The sequence below is a fragment of the Bradyrhizobium sp. AUGA SZCCT0105 genome (assembly GCF_018129565.1).
GTDB lineage: Bacteria > Pseudomonadota > Alphaproteobacteria > Rhizobiales > Xanthobacteraceae > Bradyrhizobium.
In genome coordinates this window covers 1-24,108 of the sequence record NZ_JAFCMK010000005.1, presented here as the reverse complement: position 1 = coordinate 24,108, position 24,108 = coordinate 1, and the positions used below count along the sequence as shown (strand labels likewise).

Genomic DNA, 24,108 nt, shown 5'->3' with positions numbered 1-24,108 from the left:
TTGTGGAGTATGCTGGTCGACGACTTTCGCGCAACGACCGGGACCTGTGGTTATGGGTCCCGGCTTTCGCCGGGACGACAGCGTGGTTGCGTCCGGCATCTCCTTCCCAGAGTAACCGAATGGCGATCACGCTCTCCGCATCCGATGTCCCCTCGCCGCCGCTTTCGGCGCGGCTGTCGCCGCCGCAGGTCTGGGGCATCGTGCTGCTCGTGCCCTATCTGCTCGTCTTCCTCGCCTTCGTGGTCTATCCGGTCGGCTACGGCCTGTGGCTGGCGCGTCATCCGTCAAGCTATGTCGCGCTTTACAACGACCCGATCTTCGCGCGCGCGGCCGTCAACACGCTGATCTTCCTGGTCATCGGCATCAACATCAAGATGCTGATCGCGCTGTTCCTGTCCGGCTTCTTCGCCCAGCAGCGGCCCTGGATCAGGTGGCTGTCTGTCATCTTCATCCTGCCCTGGGCGGTGCCGTCGATCCCGACCATTCTCTCCGTGCGCTTCATGCTCAATCCCGAATGGGGCGTGGTCAACCAGCTGATCTTCAAGTTCACCGGCGACGACGGCCCGAACTGGCTGAACGATCCTGCGGTCGCACTCGCGATGGCGATCGGCGTGCACATCTGGAAGTCGCTGCCGTTCTGGACGCTGATCCTGCTGACCGGACGGCTCGCCATCCCGCATGATCTGTACGAGGCATCCGACGTCGACGGCGCCAATTGGTGGCAGAAATTCCGCTACATCACCTGGCCGTCGATGCAGACGCTCTACATCACCTGCACGCTGCTCTCGATGATCTGGACGCTCGGCGACTTCAACAGCGTCTATCTGCTCACCGGCGGCGGGCCTGCCGACCTCACCCACGTGCTCTCGACGCTGGGCATCCGCTATCTCAGGCTCGACCAGTTGTCGCTGGCGATGGCCTCGATCGTCTGCGCGATGCCGTTCGTGCTGCCGCTGGTCTATTACATGATGAAACGGTTGTCGCGATGAAGCTGCCCACCCTCCGCGAAGTCGGCACCGAGGCCAAGCTGCTGCTGATCGGCATTCCGGTCTTCATCTGGACCATGATCCCGATCTACCACATGTTCGTGTTCGCGATCTCGCCGAAGGAGGACGCGTTCACCGGTAAGCTGTGGCCGACGCATCCGACGCTGCATAATTTCTCGATCGTGTTCCACCAGCAGCATTACTTCCTGCGCGACTTCTGGATCCAGTTCTGGAATTCGGCTGTGATCGCGCTCGCCGTCGGCGCGCTGACGCTGTTCGTCGCCACCGCCGCGGCGTTCTCGATCTCGCGGCTGCGCGTTCCGGGTGGCCGCGCTGTGATGAACCTTGCGCTGTTCACCTACTTCATCCCGGCGGCATTCCTCGCCGTGCCGATGTACCGCACCATGGGCACCTATGGCCTGCTCAACAATCACTGGTCGTTGATCCTGGCGATGGTGACGATCGCCGCGCCCTACGCGATCTGGGTGCTGAAGCAGGCCTCCGACAAGCTGCCGGTCGAGCTCGACGAGGCCGCAACGATGGACGGCGCCACCACGCTGCAGCTATTCCGCCTGGTCTATGTGCCGCTGATGATGCCATCGCTGGTCGCGGTCGGCACCTATGCGATCCTGCTCGCCTGGAACGAATATCTCTACGCGTTCCTGCTGCTGTCGAAGGACACCGACATCACGCTGCCGGTCGCGCTCGGCAACTTCCTCGCCGCCGACGATTCGCCGTGGGAGCTGTTGATGACCACCGGCTTCATCTACGCACTGCCGCCGGCCGCGGTCTACTACGCCTTCAAACGCTACATGGTCGGCGGGCTGACGGCCGGCGCCGTCAAATCGTGAGGCCAGGAACCGGTCCAACCTCGTCGTCATTGCGAGGAGCTCGCGACAAAATTGCAAAGCAATTTTGCGCTGAAGCGACGAAGCAATCCCACCTCTCCGCTTGCGGCGCGATGGATTGCTTCGCTTCGCTCGCAATGACGGGCCGCTACAGAGGCGCGGCGCTTTCGCCGCGTGCGCTCGACAGTTTTGAGGCGAACGAGGCGACCACGATAACCACCGCGATCAGCGCGATCACCAGCGTGCAGATCGCGTTGATCTCGGGCTTCACGCCGAGCCGCACTTCCGAATAGATCCGGATCGGCAGCGTCGCCGAGCCAGGGCCGGTGGTGAAGCTCGCGATCACGACGTCGTCGAGCGACAGCGTGAAGGCGAGCATCCACCCCGCCACGATCGCCGGCACGATCAGTGGCAGCGTCACCAGAAGGAACGCGCGCACCGGATCGCAGCCGAGGTCCATCGCGGCCTCCTCCAGGCTGCGGTCGAGCGTGGCCAGGCGCGACTGCACCACCACGGTGACGAAGCACATCGTCAGCGTGGTGTGGGCGATCGTCACCGTCCAGAATCCGCGCTCGGCACTTAGCGCCACGAACAGCAGCAGCAGCGACAGGCCGGAAATCACCTCAGGCATCACCAGCGGCGAATACAGCATGCCGGAGAACAGCGCCCGCCCCCGGAAGCGTTCCCCGCGCGCCAGCCCGACCGCCGCCAGCGTGCCCAACAATGTCGCCAGCGTCGCCGACACCGCGGCGACCGACAGGCTCATCCACGCCGCATCCAGCATGGCGCGGTCGTTGAAGAATTCGTGGTACCAGCGCAGCGACCAGCCGCCCCACACCGTCACCAGCCGCGAGGCGTTGAACGAATAGATCACCAGGATGACGATCGGCAGATAGAGGAACGCCAGCCCGAGCGCCAGCGACGTCATGTTGAAGCGCGTGAGGCGGGTCGCGGTGCGCGCCATCAGCGGCCACCCTCCAACTGGCGGCGTTGCAGGCGGTCGTAGAGCACGAGCGGCGGCACCAGCAGCAGCAGCAGTGCGACCGCCGCGGCGGACGCCACCGGCCAGTCCTTGTTGGTGAAGAATTCGAGCCACAGCGTCTGCCCGATCATCAGCGAGTTGGAGCCGGCGAGTAGATCGGGGATCACGAACTCGCCGACGATGGGAATGAAGCAGAGCAGCGCGCCGGCGCCGACGCCGGGCAGCGATAGCGGAAACGTCACCAACCAGAACGCCTGCAGCGGCGAGGCGCCGAGATCGCCTGCCGCCTCCAGCAGCGAGGCATCCATCTTCGAGAGCGTCGCATAGAGCGGCAGGATCATGAACGGCAGATAGGAGTAGACGATGCCGAGATACATCGCGCTGTCGGTCGACAGCCAGACCACCGGCGCGGACACGATATGCAGCGCCAGCAGCATCTGGTTGAGCAGACCGTCATGCTGCAGGATGTTGATCCAGGCATAGATGCGAATCAGAAATGATGTCCAGAACGGCACGATGACCAGCATCATCGCCACGCCCTGCCAGCGCTGCGGCAGCCGCGCCATCCCGTAGGCGATGGGATAGCCGATCAGCAGCAGGATCACGGTCGAGGTTACGGCGACGACGAGGCTGCGCAGATAGGACAGGATGTAGAGATTGTCCTGCAGCAGCAGGCGGAAATTATCGAACGACAATTGCGCGAACGCGGCCGCCAGCGCCGCGCGCCCCTCCGTGAAATCGAACACCGGCGTATAGGGCGGCTGCGCGATCGCGGTTTGCGACAGGCTGATCTTCAGTACGAAGCCGAACGGCACCAGGAAGAACAGCACCATCCAGAGATAGGGCGCGATCGCGGCGAGCCGCGCCGGCTGGGCGAAGATGCGGCGCGCGCTCATCGCTCCAGCACCAGGCAGTCGTCGGCGGTGAACCACGCCACCACGCGCTGGCCGGCAAGATAGGCGTCGACATCGAGCCGTGCGGTATTGGCCATCGACGACCGCACCACCGCGCCGGACTCCAGCCTCACCCGATAGCTCGTGACGCCGCCGAGATAATTGACGTCGGCGACGACGCCATCCAACCGGTTGATCGCCTGCGATCCGCCCGCGTCCGACGCCGGCGCGCGGCGCGACAACTTCACCTTCTCGGGACGGATCGCGACGCTGACCACCTCCTTGGTCACCGGCGGCCACAGTTCGCTGACCGCGAGCGTGCCTGCTTCCGCGGTCGAGACCGTCAACCGTCCATTCTCGCGGGCGGCGACCTGGCCGTTGAACAGGTTGATGTCGCCGACGAACTCGGCGATCCAGCGCGAGGCCGGCGCCTCGTAGAGATTGCGCGGGGTCGCGACCTGGACCAGACGGCCGGCATCCATCACCCCGATCCGGCCGGCCATCGTCATCGCCTCCTCCTGATCGTGGGTGACGATGATGAAGGTCATGCCGAGCCGGCGTTGCAGCTCCATCAACTCTCCTTGCGTGCTCTCGCGCAGCTTCTTGTCGAGCGCGGCGAGCGGCTCGTCGAGCAGCAGCACCTGCGGGCGGCGCGCCAGCGAGCGCGCCAGCGCCACGCGCTGCCGCTGTCCGCCGGAGAGCTGGTCGGGCTTGCGCTTCTCGAGCCCCTCGAGCTTGACGAGCGCCACCATCTCCGCGACGCGGGTCGCGATGTCACGGCGCGCCATGCCGGCGCGCCTGAGGCCGAAGGCGATGTTGTCGCGCACCGACAGATGCGGGAACAGCGCATAGTTCTGGAACATCATGTTGACGGGCCGCTCATGCGGCAGCACCAGGGCGATGTCGCTGCCGCCGAGCAGGATGCGGCCCTCGTCCGGCGTCTCGAAGCCGGCAAGCATGCGCAGCAGCGTGGTCTTGCCGCAGCCGCTCGGGCCGAGCAGTGCGAAGAACTCGCCGGCGCGAATGTCGAGCGAGAGCTGGTCGACCGCGCGGAAATTGCCGAACGACTTGGCGACGCCCTCGATCCGCAGCAGCGGCTTGTCCGAGACGGCCGGTTCAGGCAACGGCTTGGCCGCTTCCGCACTCGCTTCGCCCGATGTCACGTCCGCAAGCCCCGATTCCCCGCAAGGTCCAATCCTGGCGGCAAGCTAGCGGCGGATCGCCACCGGCTCAACCGCCTCACGAACATCTCCCGCAATATTGTCGGCTTTCGCGCCTCTGCTAGAGCGTTTTCGAGCGAAGTGGAAACCGGTTCGCGTGAAGAAAACGCGTCAAAACAAAAAGCTAGAGCTTCGGTTCTGATTCAATCAGAACCGAAAATGCCCTAGACTTCGCAGCCAAACTCGGGAGGACAACCGATGATTCACGACCGCTACGGCCTGCAGCTGACCACCATCTCGGACCGCGCCGCCGCATACTACGTCGACGGCGTCGATCGCATGCTGGCGGCGCTGCACGGCGCCGATGCCGCGTTCGAAGCGGCGATCGCCGAGGACCCGGAGTTCGCGTTGGCCCATCTCGGCCGTGCCCGCGTCCACCAGCTCAACATGGAGGGTGCCGCGGCCCGCGCCAAGGCAAACGATGCGCGCGAGCTCGCGCCGGCCGCGAGCCCGCGCGAGCGCCAGCACATCGACATCATCGCGTCCGTGATCGAGGGCCAGGGCAAGAAGGCGATGACAGCGGCCGAACAGCATCTCAGCGAATATCCGCGCGATGCGCAGGTGCTGTCGCTGTTGCTCGGCGCCTTCGGCCTCTATGCCTTCTCCGGCCGGTCCGACCATGACGCCGCGCGGCTCGCAATCTCCGAACGTTACGCCGGCGACTATGGCGACGACTGGTGGTTCCTCACCTATCTCGGCTGGTCCAAGACCGAGGCCGGCGACCTCGTCTCGGGCCGCACCATCACCGAGCGCGGCTACGCACTGAAGCCGGAGAACGCCGGCGCCGCACACGCGGTGGCGCATGCGCTGTTCGAACAGGGCGACGCGGCGGAAGGCCGCAGCTTCCTCTCCGCGTGGCTGCCGGCGAATGATCGCACCAGCTTCCTGCAGGGCCATCTTGCCTGGCACCTCGCCTTGATCGCGATCGAGGAAGGCGACGCCGACAGCGCGCTCGGCATTTACGAGCAGCACATCAAGCCGGCGGGCCGACCTTATCCGCCGCTCAATATCTACACCGACACGGCCTCGCTGCTGTGGCGGCTGTCGGTCGCCGGCAAGACCGGCCTCGAGCCGTACTGGAAGGATGTCGCCGCCTATGGCGACGGCTACTTCCCGAAGGCCGGTGCGCATTTTGCCGACGTGCACCATGCGCTGGTCGCAGCCACGACGAACAACGATGCGCTTGAGGCGCGACTGGCCGAGATGGCGGCGCGCGACGCCGACGGCAAGCTGGCGCCCGGCCCTGCCGCGATCGGGCTCGGCCGCGGCGTTGCCGCCTTCGCTGCCGGCGACCATGACAGCGCCGTGCGTATCCTGGCGCCGCTGATGCCCGAGCTGGTGCGCATCGGCGGCAGCCATGCGCAACGCGAATTGTGGGAGGACACCTTCATCGTCGCGTGCCTGCGTGCCGGCCAGGGCCGGCAAGCAACGAACCTGATCTCGGAGCGGCTACATCGCCGTCCATCCAGGCGTGACCTCGCCTGGTCGCAGGAGGCGGCAAGGCAGTAGCCGAACCTCAATCGCCCTTCGCCATGAACGCCGCAAGCGCATCGCGATCGGCTTGCGGCATGGTCAGGCCGAGCTTGGAGCGGCGCCACAGGATATCGTCGGGAAAGCGCGCCCATTCCTTGCGCATGAGGTAGCGCACCTCCGCGCCGGTCAATTCGGCGCCGAAGGCCGGGCCGAGATCGGCCTTCTGCTTCGCGTCGCCCAGGATATCCTTCACGTTCAGCCCGTAGGCAGCCACCAGCCGCCGCGCCTGCGCCTCGCCCAGGAAGCGCCAGCGGTCGCGCGCGATGTCGACCTCGGTCTCGAAGCGCTGCCACGCGAATTCGCCGCCCGGCAGCGGCACGGTTGCGGTCCAGCGCGGCGTCATCGGATAGAACCGCGTGAACTCCGAGACCGCCCGCTCGGCGCGGCGCCGCGAGGTGGTGACGTCGCCACCGAAGATGGTGAGCAGCGGCGCCTTGCCGCGACGATAATCAAGCGATGCGGCACCATCGCTGCTGCGCCGGCGCGCGGGAGCGACGACGGAATTGGCGCCGGAAATCGTTCGCAGCACATCGGCCGGGGTGATCTGCTCGCGAAAATAGCGATTGGCCGCGTCGCAGAGATAGGCGACCTCACGCACGCCCATCGTGACAATGGCGGGATCGCCCTTGAAGGGATGACTGATGCTGCCGATCAGGGTGAAGTCGCGCTCATAGGGGCTGGCGAAGATCAATTGTCCGTCGGAGTGCTGGAACGCATAGACGTTGTCGCAGTCGAACAGACGGCGCACCACGATCTGGCTGATCTGCACGGTCGCGAGCGGTGGCGCCGGCACGCGCAACACGGTGTCGGCGACGGAGGCGGTCCATGCACCGGTCGCATTGACCAGCGACCGCGCCGTGATCACCCGCCGATAGCCGCGGTCGATCGCGACCAGCCGCCAGGTCTCGCCGCGCTCGGCCCGGGTCACACGCGCGCCGGTGCGGATATCGGCGCCGCGGGCCGCGGCATCGACCGCATTGAGCACGACGAGCCGGGAATCGTCGACAACGCAGTCGGAATACTCGAACGCGGTTCCGAACGGCCGCTTCAGCGCATTGCCGACGGGATGGTGGGTGACATCCAGCGTCGTCGAGCGCGGCAGGCCGCTGCGCGAGGCCAACCGCTCGTACAGCAGCAGCAACGACCGCAATTGCCACGGCGGCCGCTCCTCGGCATGCGCCGGGATCGCAAAACGCGCCGGCCGCACCAGATGCGGCGCGATGCGCAGCAACACATCGCGTTCCCTGAGCGCCCTGCGGACGCGGAAGAACGCACGCCGTTCCAGGCCCGCCAGATCGCCGTGGACCAGCCGCGGCGAGGCCCCCGACGCGCCGGAGCCGAGATCGCCCTGCTCCAGCAGGATCACGCGCAGGCCGCGGCCGGCGGCATCACGCGCAACGCTCGTGCCGTTCAGGCCACCGCCGATGATCGCGAGATCATAATCCGCCATGGGCAACGGCTATCGCATTTCAATGCGAACGAAATACGTGTTCGCACGAAAATGCGTCAAGGTGCGGCGCTTAACGACGTGATGCCTGGGTGAAGCGGTCTCACGGCACACTCCACCTCTCCCGCTTGCGGGGACGAGCGACGCTTGCACGATTTCGGAATATTGGAAGAATGCCTCTGAGTTGCCCGACGTGTCAAGTAGCCGGCTCGAACGCCAGCCGCCGCCGGCTACTTTGCATGGGGTTGTTTTCGATATTTTGGCAGCGCCCCTGCGACGGCCCCGCAAGCGGGAGAGGCACACTGTCTTGGCGACGGCTATCCAATCTAACTCCATCGCTAGTCCGCACCGGCCGCGGCGAAGAAATGTTCGGGGCCATCGGCCTCGATCAGCTTCTTGCCTTCGATCACCCAGAACCGGTTGGCGACCGTGCGCACGAACTGGCGGTCGTGCGACACCAACAGGCAGCTGGCCTGCTGCTCCATCAATTCCTCCTCCAGCGTCTCCTGGCCCTCGATGTCGAGGTGGTTGGTCGGCTCGTCGAGTAGATAGAAGTTCGGCTGGGTGAGCCGCAGCACCAGCATGCCGAGACGGGCCTTCTGCCCGCCCGATAGCCGCCCGATCGCACGGCCCTGCATCTCGATCGAGAGCCCGGCGCCGGCAAGCAGGCCGCGCGCACGCTGGTCGCCGACCGCAAAGCGCCGCGTCAGCATGCGCATCGGCGTGTCGCTATCCGCGAGATCGGCCAGCGCCTGATCGCAATAGCCAAGCACCAGGGACTCGGTGGCCCTGATCTCGGCGGCTGCCGCCTCCGCGTCCTCGATCGCGAGCCGCAGCGCCGCGACGAACCGGGTCTTGCCGGCGCCGTTCGGCCCGAGAAGCGCGATCCGGTCGCCCCTGCAGATGAACTGCTGGCCGGTCCTGAACAGCGGCCTGCCGTCGGGCGTGACGATCGCGGCGTTGTTCAGCCTGATCAGAACCTTGGCATGGGTGTCGCGGTTGGCGAGCCGGATCGCTCCCGCCGAGCGTTCGACATGCGCCGGCTTCGCCGTCTCCTCCAACTTCTCGGCGCGCTGCTTCAACTGCTTGGTCTTCGACAGCAGAAGGTCGCTGCCGGAATTGATGCCGAGGTTGTTGAGCTTGGCGGCCTGCTGCCGGAGCTGCCGGACGGCTTTCATGTCGCGCTGGAAGCGCCGCTCGTCCGAGGCATCGAATTCGTCGAGCGCCGTGCGCGCCGCGGTGTAGGGCAACGCGAACAGCTGCGACCGTTCCGGGCGCAGGAACAGCGTCCGGTTGGTGGTCGCATCGAGGAAGGCGCGATCATGGCTTGCGATCACCACCGGCATCTCGCGCGGCAGCGCATTCAGCCAGGCCTCAAGCCGGCCGATCTTGGCGAGGTCGAGATGGTTGGTCGGCTCGTCGAGCAGCAGCACGTCGGGCTCGGTCACCAGCACACGGGCAAGCATTGCAAGCCGCAGCCAGCCGCCGCTCAATTGCCTCAGCGGTCGTGCCCACAACTCCTCCGGCACCTCGAGCGATTGCAAGGCGACGTCGACCCGCCAGCTCTCGCTGGCGCGCTGCTCGCCGGGAAGCGCCTCGAGCACGGCGGCATGGAACGGGGTATCCAGCAGCCTCGACGGCGCATCCTGCTCGACATGGCCGACGGTCAGGCCGCGCGCGCGGGTGATGTCGCCTTCGTTGGGCTCCATGCTGCCTGTGATACAGCGCAGCAGCGTGGATTTGCCGCGGCCGTTGGCAGCAACGAGGCCGATCCGGTCGCCGGCATTGACGACGAAGTTCAGTTCGGAAAACAGCGGCGCGTTCAGCGTCACGCCGAGATTGCGTGCATTGATGAGGGTCACGATCAATTCTCTGGTCTTGCCGGCGATCACGACACGATCCAGAGGCATCCAGCCATCATCGGATGTGCGTGTCGGTGCGCGGCGAGGGATTCAAATGCAGGCGCGAACGCTCAAACGTTCGACGCCGCACGGCCACGAAGGGCAGACCAGGAAGAGATTTTGTCCGAGTTTCCGGTCAGCCCTGCAAACGCATTTGCAGGGCGTTGACGGGGCCACGCTTCAGGTGGGGATCGTTGAATCTCGCCACGACGCAGCCCTCCTTTCTCGGCAAAATGGTGTGGTAGGTCGAGATTTAGCCGGACACGCAACTGATGGCAAGCGCAGCCGGCGGGTCCGGGCTGACGGTTCGGGCCTGCTAGCCGGCCCTGCGCACGGTCTCGGCCAGCCGGTCGCCGCCGACCAGCGCGGCAAATTGACCGATCGGGGCCGGCCGGCCGATCAGATAGCCCTGCACCGCATCGCAGCCTTCCTCGGAGAGGAAACTGAGCTGCGCCTCGGTCTCGACGCCTTCGGCGACGATCGACATTTCGAGGCCGTGGCCGAGATCGATGACCGCGCGGACGATCGCGGCCGATTGCGGATTGCGGCCGAGATTGATGACGAAGGCGCGGTCGATCTTGATCTTGTCGAACGGAAACGCCTGCAGATAGCTCAGCGAGGAATAGCCGCTGCCGAAATCGTCCATCGAGATGCGCACGCCGAGCGTCTTCAGCCGACGCAGCAGCGACAGGCCGCGGTCGAAATCCTCGATCAGCACGCCCTCGGTGATTTCGAGCTCGAGCCGGTCGGGCGTCAGCCCGGTCTCGAGCAGGATCGAATGCACGAGCCCGACGAGGTCGCCATGGGTGAACTGCGCCGGCGACAGGTTCACGGCGACCTGCATCGGCACCGCCCAGGAGGCCGCCTCCCGGCAGGCTTCGCGCAAGATCCATTCACCCATCTCGACGATCAGGCCGCTTTCTTCCGCGAGCGGAATGAAGTCACTGGGCGGCACGAAGCCGCGCACCGGATGGTGCCAGCGCGCCAGCGCCTCGAAGCCGATGATCTGGCTGCCCGCAACGCTCGCGCCGGTCGCCGCCTGCGGCTGGTAGTAGAGCGACAATTCGCCGTTCTTGATCGCGACCGACAGCTCCTGGTGCAGCACGCGGCGATCGCGGATCTGCTGGTCCATCTCCGGCTCGAAGATCGAGATCGTGCCGCGCGACTTGGCCTTGGCACGAAACAGCGCCGCGCCGGAATTGGCCAGCAGCGAGGCGGCGTCGGATCCGTTGTGCGGGAACACCGCGATCCCTGCGGTGAGCCCGGTACGCACCGACTTGCCGTCGATCGCGAAATCCTCACCCAGCGCCTCGGCGGCCTGCTCGGCCAGCGCGATACCGGCGGCCGGCTGCTGGCCGTCGATGATGAGGCCGAATTCGTCGCCGGACAGCCGCGCAACCACGCCGCCGCGCGCCACGGTCTGCAAGCGCTGCGCGACTTCGATCAGCACCTTGTCGCCCATCGCATGGCCGTAGACGTCGTTGATCTCCTTCAGCCCGTCGAGGTCGACGCAGAGCACGGCGAACTCCTCGTCGGTGCCGTCGCAGGCCTCGATCATCTGGGTCAGCGCCTGCAGGAACGCGGCGCGGTTCGGCAGATCGGTCAGGCCGTCATGATAGGCCATGTGCGCCATGCGCGACTCGGTCTGGCGCCGGTCGGTGACGTCCTCATGGGTCTTGATCAGATATTGCGGCTCGCCGGCGTCGTCGAGCACGGTCATGCGGCGGGTCAGGAACAGCCGCAGGCCGTCCTTGGTCGAGATCGGGTGCTCCTCGGCGATCATGCTGCGCTTCCTGATCGCAGCCTCGTCGCGGGCGAGGATCAGCTTGGCTTCGCGCGCATTGAAGATGTCGGAAGCCGTCAGCCCGACGGCGTCCTCGCGGCGGCGGTTGAGGATCGTCTCGGCGCTGCGGTTGGCCAGCAGATAGCGGCCGTCGCTGACGCGCTGCACGATCAGCGAGACCGGGATGTTGTCGACCACGAGCTCGAGGAATTTCTTGTTGTTCTCGAGCTCGCGCGACAGCGAACGGCGGTCGGTGACGTCCTCGAACAGCGCGATCAGGAATTCCGGATCGCCGGCCTCGTTGCGGGCGATCACGCGGTTCGAGGCCAGGATGCGCTTCTCCGAACCACGTTCGACGAAGAATTCGCTGCGGTGATAGCCTTCCGGCGCGTCCAGCGCGGCGCGGTCGGCGGTGTCGATGCTGGCGGCGGTCTCGGGACGGAAGATCTCGTCGGCCCGCTTGCCCACGATGTGATCGCGCGAGAAGCGCGAGAAGCGCTCGAACGCGCGGTTGGCGAAGATGTAGCGGCCGTCCTCGATGTTCTTGGCCGCGACGCAGACCGGGACGTTGTCGAGCACGGATTCGAGGAATTGCGTGGTCGAGGCGAGCTTGCGCGACAGCTTGCGCTGGTCGGTGCAATCAAGATGGGTCGCGACCGAGCCGCCGTTCGGCAGCGGAAAATATTTCACCAGCACTGCCCTGCCGCCTGGCAGTTCGGTGACCAGCCCATCGGGCGCTGCGGCCCTGGCAAAGAAATCCTCGGCACTGATGTCGAGCACGCCGCGGTCGCGGCGCAGCTCCAACAGCTCGGTGCCGGTCATGTTGCGCCTGATGTCGGCGCGCGACAGGCCGTAGATGTCGAGATAGCGGTCGTTGCAGAACACGATGCGCTCGCGCGCATCGGTCATCACCACGCCCTGGTTCAGATGGTTGAGGGCGGACGACACGAAGGCGTTGCGCCGCAATTGCGCGCGCTTGGCCTTGCGCAGAGCCGAAAGGATCCACAGCCCGACCGCGCCGAGGAAGGAGGCAACCACCACGCTGCCGATCAGGAGCTCCCAGACCACGCCGGGATCGAGGTCACCAAGGTAGGTCGACGGTGCGAAGGCGGCGGTGGCGGCCCGGGCTGCACCGACCGGCACGACGGCGGCGATCAGGCAAAGGACGGCCCTTGCCGGAATCGAATTCTTCCCGCCCGCCTGCCACTTCCTGCCAGCCATCAATCACCCGCGGATTTCCGGGGCGAGTGTCCGGCTCCGGCGGTTTGGATCGGGTAAACGCGTAGGGATGCAACTGGAAAATGCCACTTAATGTACGGCAATTGCCCTGACATGATTAATGCTGCCCTAACAGGGCATGGCTCCCCAACTATTTGAGATGGCCCAAGCACTTGCCTAATAAGCACTTGCCCAAAACGATGGGATCGGCTGAACGATGTTGGCGGCAACGGCGTGGCTGCGCGGAAATGTTCGGACGTGAAGGACGAGATGGACAGGGTTGATTGTGTGGTCGTCGGTGCGGGGGTGATCGGCCTCGCCGTGGCGCGCCGGCTGGCACAGGCCGGTCGCGAAGTGATTGTGATCGAGGAGGCGGAAGGGATCGGCACGGTGACCTCGTCGCGAAACAGCGAGGTGATCCACGCCGGCATCTACTACCGGGCCGGCAGCCTGATGGCGCGGATGTGCGTCAGCGGCAAGCGGGCACTTTATCGTTACTGCGCCGAGCACGGCATCCCGCACAGGAATTGCGGCAAGCTGATCGTCGCCACCACGGCCAAAGAGACCGAAAAACTCCAGTCGATCCGGGCTCATGCCGAGGCCAACGGCGTCGACGACATGCAGCTTCTGTCCGGCGAGGCGGCACGCGCGCTGGAGCCGGCGCTGAACTGCGACGCGGCGCTGCTGTCGCCCTCCACCGGGATTATCGACAGCCATGCCTATATGCTGGCGCTGCGCGGCGACGCCGAGGCGGCCGGAGCAGCATTCGCCTTCCATACGCCGCTGCTCCACGCCAGGGCCGCGGCCAACGGGTTCGAGGTCGAGGCTGGCGGCGCGGCGCCCATGGCGCTCGCCTGCGATCTCCTGGTCAATGCCGCCGGCCTCGGCGCAACGGCCGTCGCGCGCAACGTCGAGGGCATGCCGATCGCGTTGATCCCAACGGCCTATTTGGCCAAGGGCAATTACTTCAGCTGCAGCGCCAGGGCGCCGTTCTCGCACCTGATCTATCCGGTGCCGGAGCCCGGCGGGCTCGGCGTGCACCTGACGCTCGACTTGGCCGGACAGGCGAGGTTCGGCCCCGACGTCGAATGGATCGATCACATCGATTACGCCGTCGACCCCGATCGGGCCGAGCGGTTCTATCCGGCGATCCGGAAATACTGGCCGACCCTGCCGGACGGGGCGCTGATGCCGAGCTATTCCGGAATCCGGCCCAAGATCGTGCCGCCGGCGGTCGCGACCCAGGATTTCCTGATCCAGGGACCGGCCGATCACGGCGTCGCGGGCCTGATCAACCTGTTCGGGATCGAATCGCCCGGACTGACGTCGTCGCTCGCGGTCGCCGACCATGTCGGCGAGCTGGCAGAGCTCTGAGCAAATGCAGCATGGCCTCCCGGGGGATGCGCGCCGCGGCGTTCATCCCTCGGTAAAAGGCCAGATTATTTGCTGATTTGCGGAGGAACCGGCTTAGTGGACCGTGTCGTCGGCGGAAAGTCTCAACCGCTCGATTTGGTCCTTGACCATCAACTTGCGGCGCTTGAGCTCGCAAATGTGGAGATCGTCTACGGAGGGGTGAACGAGTGCTTCGTGCAGTTCGTTCTCGAGTATTTTGTGCTTACGCTCCAGCTCAACGAGATGGGCCTGTATTGCCATTGCGAACACTCCTCGGTGCGTTAAACCTCAGGTTCGATCCGGACCAATAAGTCTACACGAGTGGGCCGTACTGTCGATAGGGGACGCGAAATGCCGCACGCACTCATTTCGGTTTATCTGTAACTAATCGTGACTATGGAACCGGTTCGGCTTGCGCCGCGCGCGCTCAGGGAGGATATTCCGGCGAGCGGCTGCTTCGGTCGCAACAACCTCGTCGTGCTTACCAGTCAATACACAACCATGAACGATCAGGATGAGCGCGAACTCCTCGCCGAGCTTGCGCGTCTGCAACAAGAGCACCGCGACCTCGATGCCGCGATCGACGCGCTGCATCAATCGCCGGCGCCGGATCTCTTGATGCTGCAACGCTTGAAGAAGCGGAAGCTGCAATTGCGCGACCGCATCGCCTTCATCGAAGATCAGATCACGCCCGACATCATCGCCTGACATCCGCCTCGGCGGTTCGGCGGCCCACTGGTTCAGATCCGCCGGCGGTTTTCCCCGTCATCCACAGCGCTTCACTGGCTTCACGTTCGCGGCAACGGACGCGGGTGCGCTTTTCGGCGCTTGACTCCAAAAGAACAAAATAAGAACATATCGATCCAGCCGCCAGCCATCAGAGGGAGTTTCGCCATGTCCGCACCGCCTTCCCTGCCCGACAACAGCCGCTACGAGCAGGCCTGCGATCAGGCGATCGCGATGTGCGACGGCAACCTGCGCAGCACCATCAAGGCGCTGATCATGGCCAACGAATATCTGGAAGCCGAGCTCGAGGAATTGCAGGCCGCCATCGCGGCCGGCTGCGTGCCGGCGCGAACCCATGCGGCGAGCGACGCCGCCTGATCTCTGAGGGAGCACAGCAATGGCTGACGTAACCTACTACGTGGCGCTGCCCTTCATGCAGGACGACGACGGCACACCGGTCGCCGGCAGTGCCGAGGAATGCCAGAGCTCGGCGATCGCGCTGCGCCGGGCCGAGACGATGTCGCGGATGCCCGGCAGCATCGGCGCCGTCGCGTTCAGCCGCACCGGCGATCCCGCGATCGGCGAATTCGGCGACGCCAAGCTGCTGCGGGCCTACGGCGATGTGCCGGAGGATCTGAGCGCGCTGTAATTTTCAGGATTCATGGCGCCGCTGCGCCTTGCGCACATACATCGCACGATCGGCCTCATCGAGCACGCGATCGGCATCCGAATGCGCGGTGAGGATCGCAACGCCTGCGGAAGCGCCCGCGGAGACCCGGCTGCCGCGAAACACGAAGGTCAGGCGATCGATCGCTTCTTCAAGTGCAGCGGCCTTGGCGCGGGCATCGGTCTCGCTGAGATTCCACAGCAGCACCGCGAACTCGTCGCCACCGAGACGGCCGATCACGTCGGAGGCGCGCACCTGGTCCGATATCGCGGCGACGATCGTCTTCAGCACCTCGTCGCCTGCCGCGTGCCCGAAGGCATCGTTGATCGGCTTGAGGCGGTCGACGTCGAGCACGATCAGCGCGCCGGAGGCCTGATAGCGCTTGATGAAGGAGAGCGAACGGACGAGCTCGCGCTCGAAGCCGCGCCGGTTCAGGATGTCGAGCAGGAAGTCGGTCTCGGCGGAGGCCTGCAGCTCCTCGATCCGGGCCTGGGCCCGCGCCAGCTGCGCCCGCAGCCTGCGGATCGTGGATTTGTCGCCGGACGCGACCGCGCCCCGCGTGGAAGCTTTGGTTCCAGCCGCTTTGGTTCCCGTCCCCTTTGTTGCCGTCGTGCCGGGTGCGGATTTGCGCGCGGCGGGCGCGCCTTTTCGTCGTTTTGCCGCCCCGGAGGCCGCCGCCGTCGTCTTCTTCTTCATGCGCATCCTTGTTGAGGCCTGCTTATGAAGGCTTGCCGGGATTCACCAAGACAGGATAGTCCATTCTAACTCCCTTGCCACGCCTTGGATGACGCCCGGGCCGCCCCTATAATGCGGCCTATGCTTTTGGATTCCTGCACAGAATTGAAGAGATGACCGCTCCGATCGCCATCATCATGGGAAGCCAGTCCGACTGGGAGACCATGCGCCATGCCGCCGAGACCCTGGCCGCGCTGGGTGTTGCCTGCGAAACGCGCATCGTTTCGGCGCACCGCACCCCCGATCGGCTCTATGCCTTTGCCAAGGGCGCCAAGGCGGCCGGGCACAAGGTGATCATTGCCGGCGCCGGCGGCGCCGCCCATCTGCCGGGCATGACGGCTGCGCTGACGGAACTGCCGGTGTTCGGGGTTCCCGTCGAGTCGAAGGCGCTGTCCGGCGTCGATTCGCTGTACTCGATCGTGCAGATGCCGGCCGGCATCCCGGTCGGGACGCTGGCGATCGGCAAGGCCGGAGCGATCAATGCAGCGTTGCTCGCGGCAAGCGTGCTCGCGCTCAACGATCCTGCACTGTCGGTCCGTCTTGCGGCCTGGCGCACGCAGCAGACCGATGCGGTCAAGGAGCATCCGGAGGGCTCGGCGTGACGGCTTCGAACCTCGTGAAGCTGAAGCCGGGCGACACCATTGGAATCCTCGGCGGCGGACAATTGGGCCGGATGTTGGTGCTTGCCGCCGCGCGCCTCGGGCTCCGCTGCCAGGTGTTTTCGCCGGATCCGGACTCGCCGGCCTTCGACGTGGTGCAGAACGCGACCTGCGCCGAATATGCCGACGTCGAGGCGCTCGAACTGTTCGCCAACGACGTCGACGTCGTCACCTATGAATTCGAGAATGTCCCGGCCGCGACCGCGATGGTGCTCGCCGCGCGTCGTCCGGTCCTGCCCGCACAGAAGATCCTCGAGACCACGCAGGACCGGCTGATCGAGAAGGATTTCGTCAGCAAGCTCGGGATCGGCACCGCCGATTATGCCGACGTCTCATCGGTCGCCACGCTACGCGCAGCGATCGAACGGATCGGCCTGCCTGCCGTGATCAAGACCCGCCGCTTCGGTTATGACGGCAAGGGCCAGGCCATCATCCGCGCCGGCGACGACCTCGAGCAGGTCTGGCAGGGCCTCGGCACCAAGTCAGCCATCCTCGAGGCCTTCGTGCCGTTCGAGCGCGAGATCTCGGTGATCGCGGCGCGCTCCGCTTCCGGCGAGGTCGAGTGCTTCGACGTCACCGAGAACGAGCATCGCGACCATATTCTGAAAACTTCTCGCGCGCCGGCCGCGATCCCCGACGAGCTTGCGGCGCAGGCACGGGCGATCGCCGAAAAGATCGCCGCAGCGCTCGACTATGTCGGCGTGCTCGCGGTGGAGATGTTCGTGGTGCCCGGTAACGGCGCAGCGACGGTGCTGGTCAACGAGATCGCGCCGCGCGTGCACAATTCCGGCCACTGGACGCTCGACGGCGCCTCGATCTCACAGTTCGAGCAGCACATCCGTGCGATCGCCGGCTGGCCGCTGGGCAAGCCGGTGCGCCACGGCGATGTCACCATGACCAACCTGATCGGCGACGACATCCTGAGCTATGAGCAGTGGCTCACCGTTCCCGGCGCCACCGTGCATCTGTACGGCAAGGGCACGCCGCGCCCTGGCCGCAAGATGGGGCACGTCACGGAAGTGACGCCGGCCCGCAAGCCGTAATTAATTCCACTCCGGCCGCCGCCTTCGACTCATCGATGGAAATGGGATCGTGGCGGCCACGATCCCATTAGACCATCGGCTCTGATTGAATCAGAACCGATGCTCTGGCTTTGCGCTTTGACGCGTTTTCTTCACGCGAACCGGCGTCCACTTCGCTCGAAAACGCTCTGGCGGATCACGCAGTCTTGACGCCGGCGACGATGCCGGTCGGCTCGTCGCTGAGCCAGCGATAGATCACGCCGCCGAGCGCGCCGCCGATCAGGGGCGCGACCCAGAACATCCAGAGCTGCCCCAGCGCCCAGCCGCCGACGAACAGAGCCGGCCCGGTGCTGCGCGCCGGGTTCACCGAGGTGTTGGTGACGGGAATGCTGACCAGATGGATCATCACCAGCGCGAGGCCGATGGCGAGCGGCGCGAAGCCGGCGGGCGCCTTGCCGTGGGTCGATCCCATGATGATGAACAGGAACATCATGGTCATCACCACTTCGGTGATGAAGCACACCACCATGCTGTAGTGGCCCGGTGAGTGCGCGTCATAGCCGTTGGAGGCGAAGCCCTTGGTGACATCGAAGCCGGGCGCGCCGCTGGCGATCACATAGAGCAGCCAGGCCGCGATGATCGCGCCGGCGACCTGCGCGATGATGTAGGGCAGCACCTGGCCGCCGGGGAAACGCCCGCCCGCGGCGAGCCCGACCGTCACGGCCGGGTTGAGGTGGCAGCCCGAAATATGGCCGATCGCATAGGCCATGGTCACCACACTCAGCCCGAAGGCCAATGACACGCCGACCAGACCGATCCCAACCTGCGGAAAGCCGGCCGCGATCACCGCGCTGCCGCAGCCAGCGAATGTGAGCCAGAACGTACCGATCAGTTCGGCCGCGTATTTCTTCATGTCCATGTGGCATCTCCCCTATTTCCAATGTCCGGGTTATCTGAAACTCCGGGAGCGGCCCCGATCCTGGCGCCAAACCACCCAAATCAGGGCCGCACGAAGGCATTTTCGCCCCATTTCGTGGCTTTACTAGGCCCTAAAGTCACTCGACCGGTGGACATCTGCGCGTTTGTCTGATACATGCGCGCGCCTAGGGTTAAGAGGCAGGCCTTTTGCCGCCCCTTCACCTCGCCAGAATTCCGAACCGATCAATTCAAAAGAGGATGCCGCGTGCAGGTTCTCGTCCGCGATAACAATGTCGACCAAGCCCTGAAGGCGCTGAAGAAGAAGATGCAGCGCGAGGGCATTTTCCGCGAGATGAAGCTCCGCGGTCACTACGAAAAGCCCTCTGAGAAGAAGGCTCGCGAAAAGGCCGAAGCCGTGCGCCGCGCACGCAAGCTGGCGCGCAAGAAGCTGCAGCGCGAAGGCCTGCTGCCGATGAAGCCGAAGCCGGTGTTCGGCGCTGGTCCCGGTGGCGACCGTGGCGGCCGTCCCGGTGGTGCAGGCGCTGGTCGCGGACCGCGCTGAACCGTTTTGCTGATATGGAAGTCTAACAGCGCGGGCCATGGGCCCGCGTTGTTGTTTTGAAGCCAGCCGTGTTCCGGGGTACCCATGCAAAACGACCGGCAAGAGCACTTTGCATGATGGCCGTTCCGGCGCTCCGCTCCCCGCTCCCAGAAGCTGCGCACCGCCGTCGTGCGGCGCACCTCGTTATCATGGCCGTGGTTCTCGGCCTGCCGCTCGGGGGCTGCTCCTTCGACTTGGGATCATGGGGCTCGGACGACAAGCCGAAACAGGCTGCCGCTGCCGACAAGCCTGCCGCCGACACCATCACCCCACAGGACATCAACAGCGCCAAGGATCACGCCACGCGCGGCCAGGTGCTGGCGCATTCCGGCAAGATCGATGAGGCACAGGCAGAGTTCGAGCAGGCGCTGACCGCCGACCCTTACAACATCCAAGCGCTGTACGGGCGTGGCCTGATCTATCAGGGCCGCGGACAACATCAGCAGGCGATCGACGATTTCACGGCGGCGAGCGGGCTGTCGCCGCAGAAGGCCGAGCCGCTGGTCGGCCGCGCCACCAGCTACCTCGCGCTCGACAAGGCCAAGCAGGCCGCCTCCGACCTCGACGAGGCCGTGCAGGCCGATCCCGGCAATGTTGCGGCGTGGAGCGCGCGCGGCCAGGCCTATGAGCGGCTCGGCGACAGGGCCAAGGCAGCGGCGTCCTACAATCGCGCGCTCGCGCTGCGGCCAAATGACGGAAGCGCGCGCAGCGGGCTGGCGCGCATCGGCGGCTAGCGCGCTTTCAAACGAGCGGTTACCGATCCGCTCGAACAGGATGCGTCGAGAACGATAGATCCGTGCTGCGCGTTACTTGGGCAGGACGGCGTGGAACATCGACTTCATGCCGGAGAACATGTCGTCGGTCACCGACGTGCGCTCGTTCTTCGGCGCCGGCATCGCAGCGTCGGCGCGCAGGTCGAGCGGGGCCTGCAACACCGGGACCGGAATGTCCGCCGGCGGCGTCAGCCGATTCGCATCCTGGGCACTGGCGGCGTAGGGCGGACGCGGCTGCGCGGCTTGATCGGCATTGTCGCTGGACGGGTTCGACACCATGATCGGCGGCGGCAACGGCCGGATCGCCGGGGCTGCCGCCGGACGCTGCTGGTCAGGCAGGCGGGCGAGATCGGTGCTGCGAGCGTCCTGGGTACGCACGGCGTCCTGGGACCGCGCAGCGTCCTGCGGACGCTCCTTGCGCAGCCGCTCGATGGCGGCACGCGCAAGATCGTTGGCATCGCGGGCTTCCTCCGGCGTGACGGCGGACTCGACTGGCGCAGCCTTCGCGACCGCCTTCGGCGCTGCCGGATGATGGCGCGCGTCGGCGGGGATGCTGGCCGTCTCAGCCGGCGCATCAGCTTTGGTGTCGACAGATTTGGTATCAGCCGATTTGGGATCGGCGGGCTTCTCGGTGACGGTGGCCTTCTCCGACGCCGACCGCTCGATCAGGGTGCGCTCGGACATGCCCTTGGCCTTCACGCCGGCTTCCGGGAGGCTGCTGACCACGGTGGACTTTTCGGCGGGCTTGGCGACGGCTTTTGGATCTGCCTTGGGATCCACGGCGGCGGTCACGGCTGCGGCATCCGGCGCTTGCGGCTTGGCCACGATGTAATGATTGACGATGTACGCCCCGATGATGGTCGCTGCCACCGAGGGTAAGATGTCCATCACGAATTTCTTCAGGTAACTCAGCATGACCTGCCACTCCCCACCCCGTTATTTCATGCTGGAACTTTGAGGCACATTCAGGGATCAACTGCGACGGATCGGTGGCAAACCCCCGTTCCGACGTCACCTTTGGTGTCACTTTGGTTTCAGCGGAGGCGCCCCCTGCGTAGGCCGCATCCGCCTTCTAGATCATCGTGCAGCCGTTAACGGGTTATGAATTTCCACAGCCCCGCGCACTCGGACCTGCCATTCGGCGCGCGCAGGGTTCCTTGCAGGGTTTTTGCACCGCGTCAGGGCTTGAGTTCGACCTCGAGGAACACGATCTCGCTGGCCGTCTCGTTAAGCACGTCGTGCTGGACCCCGGCCTTGCGGAAATAGGACCTGCCGGCCCCGAGCTGTGCCTTCGAGCGCTCGCCATTCGGCGCCACGATGGTCATTTCGCCTGCCGTGATCGGAACGATGACGTAGTCCATCTCATGAGTGTGGTGGCCGGTGGCGCTACCCGGCGCGAGCCGCCATTCGGTCACGCGGACCTCCGCCGTATCCACCTGAACATCCGATTTGGCGCTGAGCATCGTCACTTCAACTTCTCCACGAAAGCGTTTTCAAGCGAAGTGGATACCGGTTCGCGTGAAGAAAACGCGTCAAACAAGAATCTAGAGCCCCGTTCCGATTCGATCGGAACGGTAAAGGCTCTAAGGCACGAATACCATGAACACGAACACCGCGAACACCACCATGTGAACGAGCCCGAACAGGATGTTGGTGCGGCCGGTTCCGAAGGTGAGCATGCTGACCATGAAGGTGAGCAGCAGGATCAGCATATGCTGGTTGCTGAGCCCGAGCACCAGTTGCTTGTCGAGCGCATAGGCGGCAACGGCTACCGCCGGAACCGTCAGCCCGATGGTGGCGATCGAGGAGCCGAGCGCGAGGTTAATGCTCTTCTGCAGGTCGTTCTTGCGCGCCGCCGACACCGCGGCAACGCTTTCCGGCAGCAGGATCAGGGCAGCCACCACCAGACCGGCAAAGGCCGGCGGCGCGCCGATCTTGACGGTGACGACATCGACCACCAGCGAGAATTTCTTGGCCAGCAGCACCACCGCCAGCAGCGAAACCAGCAGCAAGGCGACACTGATCGCCGTCATGCGGTCCGACATCACCTCGCCATGCGCCGCCGCCTCATTGGCCCCGCTGACGAAGTAATCGCGATGGCGGATGGTCTGGGTGTAGAGGAACACCGCATAAAGCAGCAGGGTCACGACGCTGATCACGGCGAGCTGGGCCGTGGAGTAGATCGGGCCCGGCGCGGTGAGCGTGAAGTTCGGCATGTCGAGCGTGATGGTCGCGAGCACGAACAGAACGCTGAGGTAAAGGTTGGCGCCGGTGATCTGAAAATCCTGCTCGCGGTAGCGGATGCCGCCGATGAAGATGCAGAGCCCGACCAGGCCGTTGCAGACGATCATCACCACCGCAAACACGGTATCGCGTGCCAGGGTCGGCGCCGGCGTGTCGCCCAGCATGATGGTCGAGATCAGCGCCACCTCGATGACTGTCACCGCCAACGTCAGGAGCAGCGTGCCGAACGGCTCGCCGATCCGCTCGGCAATCATCTCGGCATGGTGGACAGCCGCAAACACGGTGCCGAACAGAATCACCAGCAGCACGGCGGCGAACGCCCAGCCCCCCGCCGATGGCGCGAAGCTGTAGCCGGAGGCCGAGACTGCGCCAAACAACAGCACCGCCAGAACGGGATACAGCCAGGCCGACCGTGGCATCGGTCCGTGTGCGCTCATCGTGGGGTCCCCTCACTTCGGTGACCTCGATTATGCGACAGACAATCGCCGCCGTCAGCCTCTCGCGGCGCCGATAAACCGCCTCGCGGTATCCATCGCACCGAAATTGTCGAGATCGTCGTGCCCGCCGCCGGGCAGGCGGACGAATTGCTTGGGCTCGTGGGCGAGGCCGAACAGCCGCTCGCCCAAGCGGATCGGGATCGCCGGATCGTCGGTGCCGTGCATGATCAGGAGCGGTGCCGTGACGCCGGTGATTCGCCGGTCGGAATGGAATTGATCGCGCATCAGCAGGCTGACCGGCACATACCAGAAGAGCACGCCGGCGACGTCAACCGTCGAGGTATAGGGTGCCTCCAGGATCAGTCTGCCGATGGGGTGTTCGGCGGCGAGCGCGACCGCAACGCCGGTGCCGAGAGAGAATCCCCAGGCCACGATCTGCTCGGCGCGGTAGCGCGCGGTGGCGAACGCGTAGGCGGCCGCAGCGTCCTGCAGCAGCCCCTGCTCGCTCGGAGATCCGCTCGAGCCGGCGTAGCCGCGGTACGACAACGCCACCAGCCCGGTCCCGTCGGCCGTGATGGCCTTGAAGCGTGCCACGCGGCCGGCAAGGAAATCGCCATTGCCCGGAAAGAACAGCACGACCGGCCGGCCCGGCTTCGCCGGCACGTGCCAGACGATGACCTTCTCGTCGTCAGCCGTGGTGAGAACATGCTCCTCCGCTTCGGGAAGGCCGGCGGCTGCGGGCGCCGTCCGCCCAACCGGCGGGATCGGAAACAGCAATTCGCGCTGATTAACGTACAGCACCGCGAGTCCGCCGAGATAGACGACGGCCGCGGCGATCACGAGCCATTTCAGGATTGCGAGTGCCAGCGCCATCACAGGTAGCCGCAGCTATCTCTTGCCGCGAAGCTTGAGCAGCTTCTCGACGTCAGCCTTGATGCTGTCGGGGATCGGCCGGCACGCGCACGCCGACGCATGCGCGACATGCCACTTGATGCGCTGCTCGCGCGTAGCCCGGGGCGGCATGCGATGGTCTCGATGCCACTCCCGGTTCAGCGCCATTGGCCGCCAGCCTTACATCGCCTTGACGATGTTCTCGGTGACCTTCTTGGCGTCGCCGAGCAGC

General features: G+C 65.5%; 25 protein-coding genes. 11 read left to right on the top strand and 14 right to left on the bottom strand.

Annotated features, from left to right (window positions below):
• The first annotated feature begins 119 nt into the window (after positions 1-119).
• Positions 120-989, top strand: a complete 870-nt coding sequence (locus JQ573_RS23085; RefSeq protein ID WP_092123532.1) for a carbohydrate ABC transporter permease — start codon at positions 120-122, stop codon at positions 987-989.
• Positions 986-1,837 (top strand): carbohydrate ABC transporter permease, encoded by an 852-nt coding sequence (locus JQ573_RS23080; protein ID WP_176533664.1) that lies wholly within the window; start codon positions 986-988, stop codon positions 1,835-1,837. Before JQ573_RS23085 ends, JQ573_RS23080 begins: the two co-directional genes overlap by 4 nt.
• Positions 1,838-1,982: 145 nt before the next feature.
• Here the strand turns inward: JQ573_RS23080 and JQ573_RS23075 are convergent, their stop codons facing one another.
• The 3 genes from JQ573_RS23075 to JQ573_RS23065 are packed head-to-tail and all read right to left on the bottom strand — an operon-like array spanning position 1,983 to position 4,833.
• Entirely contained in the window at positions 1,983-2,798 is an 816-nt protein-coding gene (locus tag JQ573_RS23075) for an ABC transporter permease (protein ID WP_212316286.1), read from the bottom strand.
• Positions 2,798-3,712, bottom strand: a complete 915-nt coding sequence (locus JQ573_RS23070; RefSeq protein ID WP_212316288.1) for an ABC transporter permease — start codon at positions 3,710-3,712, stop codon at positions 2,798-2,800. The genes JQ573_RS23075 and JQ573_RS23070 overlap by 1 nt, the downstream gene beginning before the upstream one ends.
• Positions 3,709-4,833, bottom strand: a complete 1,125-nt coding sequence (locus tag JQ573_RS23065) for an ABC transporter ATP-binding protein (RefSeq protein ID WP_212316504.1) — start codon at positions 4,831-4,833, stop codon at positions 3,709-3,711. The genes JQ573_RS23070 and JQ573_RS23065 overlap by 4 nt, the downstream gene beginning before the upstream one ends.
• Before the next feature lie 375 nt (positions 4,834-5,208).
• Here JQ573_RS23065 and JQ573_RS23060 point away from each other — a divergent pair, with 375 nt between their 5' ends.
• Complete coding sequence (locus JQ573_RS23060) at positions 5,209-6,438, top strand: tetratricopeptide repeat protein (protein ID WP_212316506.1); 1,230 nt, start codon at positions 5,209-5,211, stop codon at positions 6,436-6,438.
• A gap of 7 nt (positions 6,439-6,445) precedes the next feature.
• Here JQ573_RS23060 and JQ573_RS23055 read toward each other — a convergent pair whose 3' ends face one another.
• The 3 genes from JQ573_RS23055 to JQ573_RS23045 all read right to left on the bottom strand — a co-directional run bounded on the left by JQ573_RS23055 (position 6,446) and on the right by JQ573_RS23045 (position 12,814).
• Positions 6,446-7,912, bottom strand: coding sequence for a glycerol-3-phosphate dehydrogenase (locus JQ573_RS23055; protein WP_212316290.1), 1,467 nt, complete (start codon positions 7,910-7,912; stop codon positions 6,446-6,448).
• Between the two features lie 335 nt (positions 7,913-8,247).
• Positions 8,248-9,819 (bottom strand): ABC-F family ATP-binding cassette domain-containing protein, encoded by a 1,572-nt coding sequence (locus JQ573_RS23050; RefSeq protein ID WP_249132187.1) that lies wholly within the window; start codon positions 9,817-9,819, stop codon positions 8,248-8,250.
• Positions 9,820-10,126: 307 nt separating this feature from the next.
• On the bottom strand, positions 10,127-12,814 hold the full coding sequence (locus JQ573_RS23045; RefSeq protein WP_212316292.1) for an EAL domain-containing protein: 2,688 nt from the start codon (positions 12,812-12,814) through the stop codon (positions 10,127-10,129).
• A gap of 231 nt (positions 12,815-13,045) precedes the next feature.
• On the opposite strand from JQ573_RS23045, the gene JQ573_RS23040 reads away from it, so the two are divergent.
• Complete coding sequence (locus JQ573_RS23040; RefSeq protein WP_312011598.1) at positions 13,046-14,185, top strand: NAD(P)/FAD-dependent oxidoreductase; 1,140 nt, start codon at positions 13,046-13,048, stop codon at positions 14,183-14,185.
• 93 nt (positions 14,186-14,278) lie between these two features.
• On the opposite strand, the gene JQ573_RS23035 is transcribed toward JQ573_RS23040, so the two are convergent.
• Entirely contained in the window at positions 14,279-14,464 is a 186-nt protein-coding gene (locus JQ573_RS23035; RefSeq protein ID WP_050422666.1) for a YdcH family protein, read from the bottom strand.
• 240 nt (positions 14,465-14,704) lie between these two features.
• On the opposite strand from JQ573_RS23035, the gene JQ573_RS23030 reads away from it, so the two are divergent.
• From JQ573_RS23030 to JQ573_RS23020, 3 genes are all read left to right on the top strand, one after another.
• The gene (locus tag JQ573_RS23030; RefSeq protein ID WP_024583705.1) at positions 14,705-14,911 is read left to right on the top strand and encodes a YdcH family protein; all 207 of its coding nucleotides are present in this window, start codon (positions 14,705-14,707) and stop codon (positions 14,909-14,911) included.
• Between the two features lie 186 nt (positions 14,912-15,097).
• The gene (locus JQ573_RS23025) at positions 15,098-15,307 is read left to right on the top strand and encodes a hypothetical protein (protein ID WP_092123514.1); all 210 of its coding nucleotides are present in this window, start codon (positions 15,098-15,100) and stop codon (positions 15,305-15,307) included.
• Positions 15,308-15,326: 19 nt separating this feature from the next.
• Complete coding sequence (locus JQ573_RS23020; RefSeq protein WP_212316296.1) at positions 15,327-15,578, top strand: hypothetical protein; 252 nt, start codon at positions 15,327-15,329, stop codon at positions 15,576-15,578.
• Between the two features lie 3 nt (positions 15,579-15,581).
• Here the strand turns inward: JQ573_RS23020 and JQ573_RS23015 are convergent, their stop codons facing one another.
• Positions 15,582-16,298 (bottom strand): GGDEF domain-containing protein, encoded by a 717-nt coding sequence (locus JQ573_RS23015; protein WP_212316298.1) that lies wholly within the window; start codon positions 16,296-16,298, stop codon positions 15,582-15,584.
• A 146-nt stretch (positions 16,299-16,444) separates the two neighbouring features.
• Here JQ573_RS23015 and purE point away from each other — a divergent pair, with 146 nt between their 5' ends.
• Both purE and JQ573_RS23005 read left to right on the top strand, forming a co-directional pair.
• The gene (purE, locus tag JQ573_RS23010; RefSeq protein WP_212316300.1) at positions 16,445-16,933 is read left to right on the top strand and encodes a 5-(carboxyamino)imidazole ribonucleotide mutase; all 489 of its coding nucleotides are present in this window, start codon (positions 16,445-16,447) and stop codon (positions 16,931-16,933) included.
• A complete protein-coding gene (locus tag JQ573_RS23005; protein WP_212316302.1) occupies positions 16,930-18,033 on the top strand; it encodes a 5-(carboxyamino)imidazole ribonucleotide synthase in 1,104 nt (367 codons plus the stop codon). Before purE ends, JQ573_RS23005 begins: the two co-directional genes overlap by 4 nt.
• Positions 18,034-18,208: 175 nt before the next feature.
• Here the strand turns inward: JQ573_RS23005 and aqpZ are convergent, their stop codons facing one another.
• Positions 18,209-18,931: an aquaporin Z gene (gene aqpZ / locus JQ573_RS23000; protein WP_092123506.1), complete on the bottom strand. Its 723-nt coding sequence runs from the start codon at positions 18,929-18,931 to the stop codon at positions 18,209-18,211.
• A 264-nt stretch (positions 18,932-19,195) separates the two neighbouring features.
• Here aqpZ and rpsU point away from each other — a divergent pair, with 264 nt between their 5' ends.
• Positions 19,196-19,492 carry a 30S ribosomal protein S21 gene (gene rpsU, locus JQ573_RS22995; RefSeq protein ID WP_021078544.1) on the top strand — a complete coding sequence of 99 codons (297 nt, stop codon included), beginning with the start codon at positions 19,196-19,198 and terminating at the stop codon, positions 19,490-19,492.
• A gap of 188 nt (positions 19,493-19,680) precedes the next feature.
• A complete protein-coding gene (locus tag JQ573_RS22990; protein WP_249132185.1) occupies positions 19,681-20,265 on the top strand; it encodes a tetratricopeptide repeat protein in 585 nt (194 codons plus the stop codon).
• A 72-nt stretch (positions 20,266-20,337) separates the two neighbouring features.
• On the opposite strand, the gene JQ573_RS22985 is transcribed toward JQ573_RS22990, so the two are convergent.
• From JQ573_RS22985 to JQ573_RS40645, 5 genes are all read right to left on the bottom strand, one after another.
• Positions 20,338-21,219: a hypothetical protein gene (locus JQ573_RS22985; protein WP_212316306.1), complete on the bottom strand. Its 882-nt coding sequence runs from the start codon at positions 21,217-21,219 to the stop codon at positions 20,338-20,340.
• A gap of 263 nt (positions 21,220-21,482) precedes the next feature.
• On the bottom strand, positions 21,483-21,767 hold the full coding sequence (locus tag JQ573_RS22980) for a cupin domain-containing protein (protein WP_092123500.1): 285 nt from the start codon (positions 21,765-21,767) through the stop codon (positions 21,483-21,485).
• Between the two features lie 120 nt (positions 21,768-21,887).
• Positions 21,888-22,985: a calcium:proton antiporter gene (locus tag JQ573_RS22975; protein WP_212316308.1), complete on the bottom strand. Its 1,098-nt coding sequence runs from the start codon at positions 22,983-22,985 to the stop codon at positions 21,888-21,890.
• Positions 22,986-23,039: 54 nt separating this feature from the next.
• Positions 23,040-23,858 (bottom strand): alpha/beta hydrolase, encoded by an 819-nt coding sequence (locus tag JQ573_RS22970; protein WP_212316310.1) that lies wholly within the window; start codon positions 23,856-23,858, stop codon positions 23,040-23,042.
• A 15-nt stretch (positions 23,859-23,873) separates the two neighbouring features.
• Entirely contained in the window at positions 23,874-24,008 is a 135-nt protein-coding gene (locus JQ573_RS40645; protein WP_283815106.1) for a hypothetical protein, read from the bottom strand.
• Between the last annotated feature and the right edge of the window lie 100 nt (positions 24,009-24,108).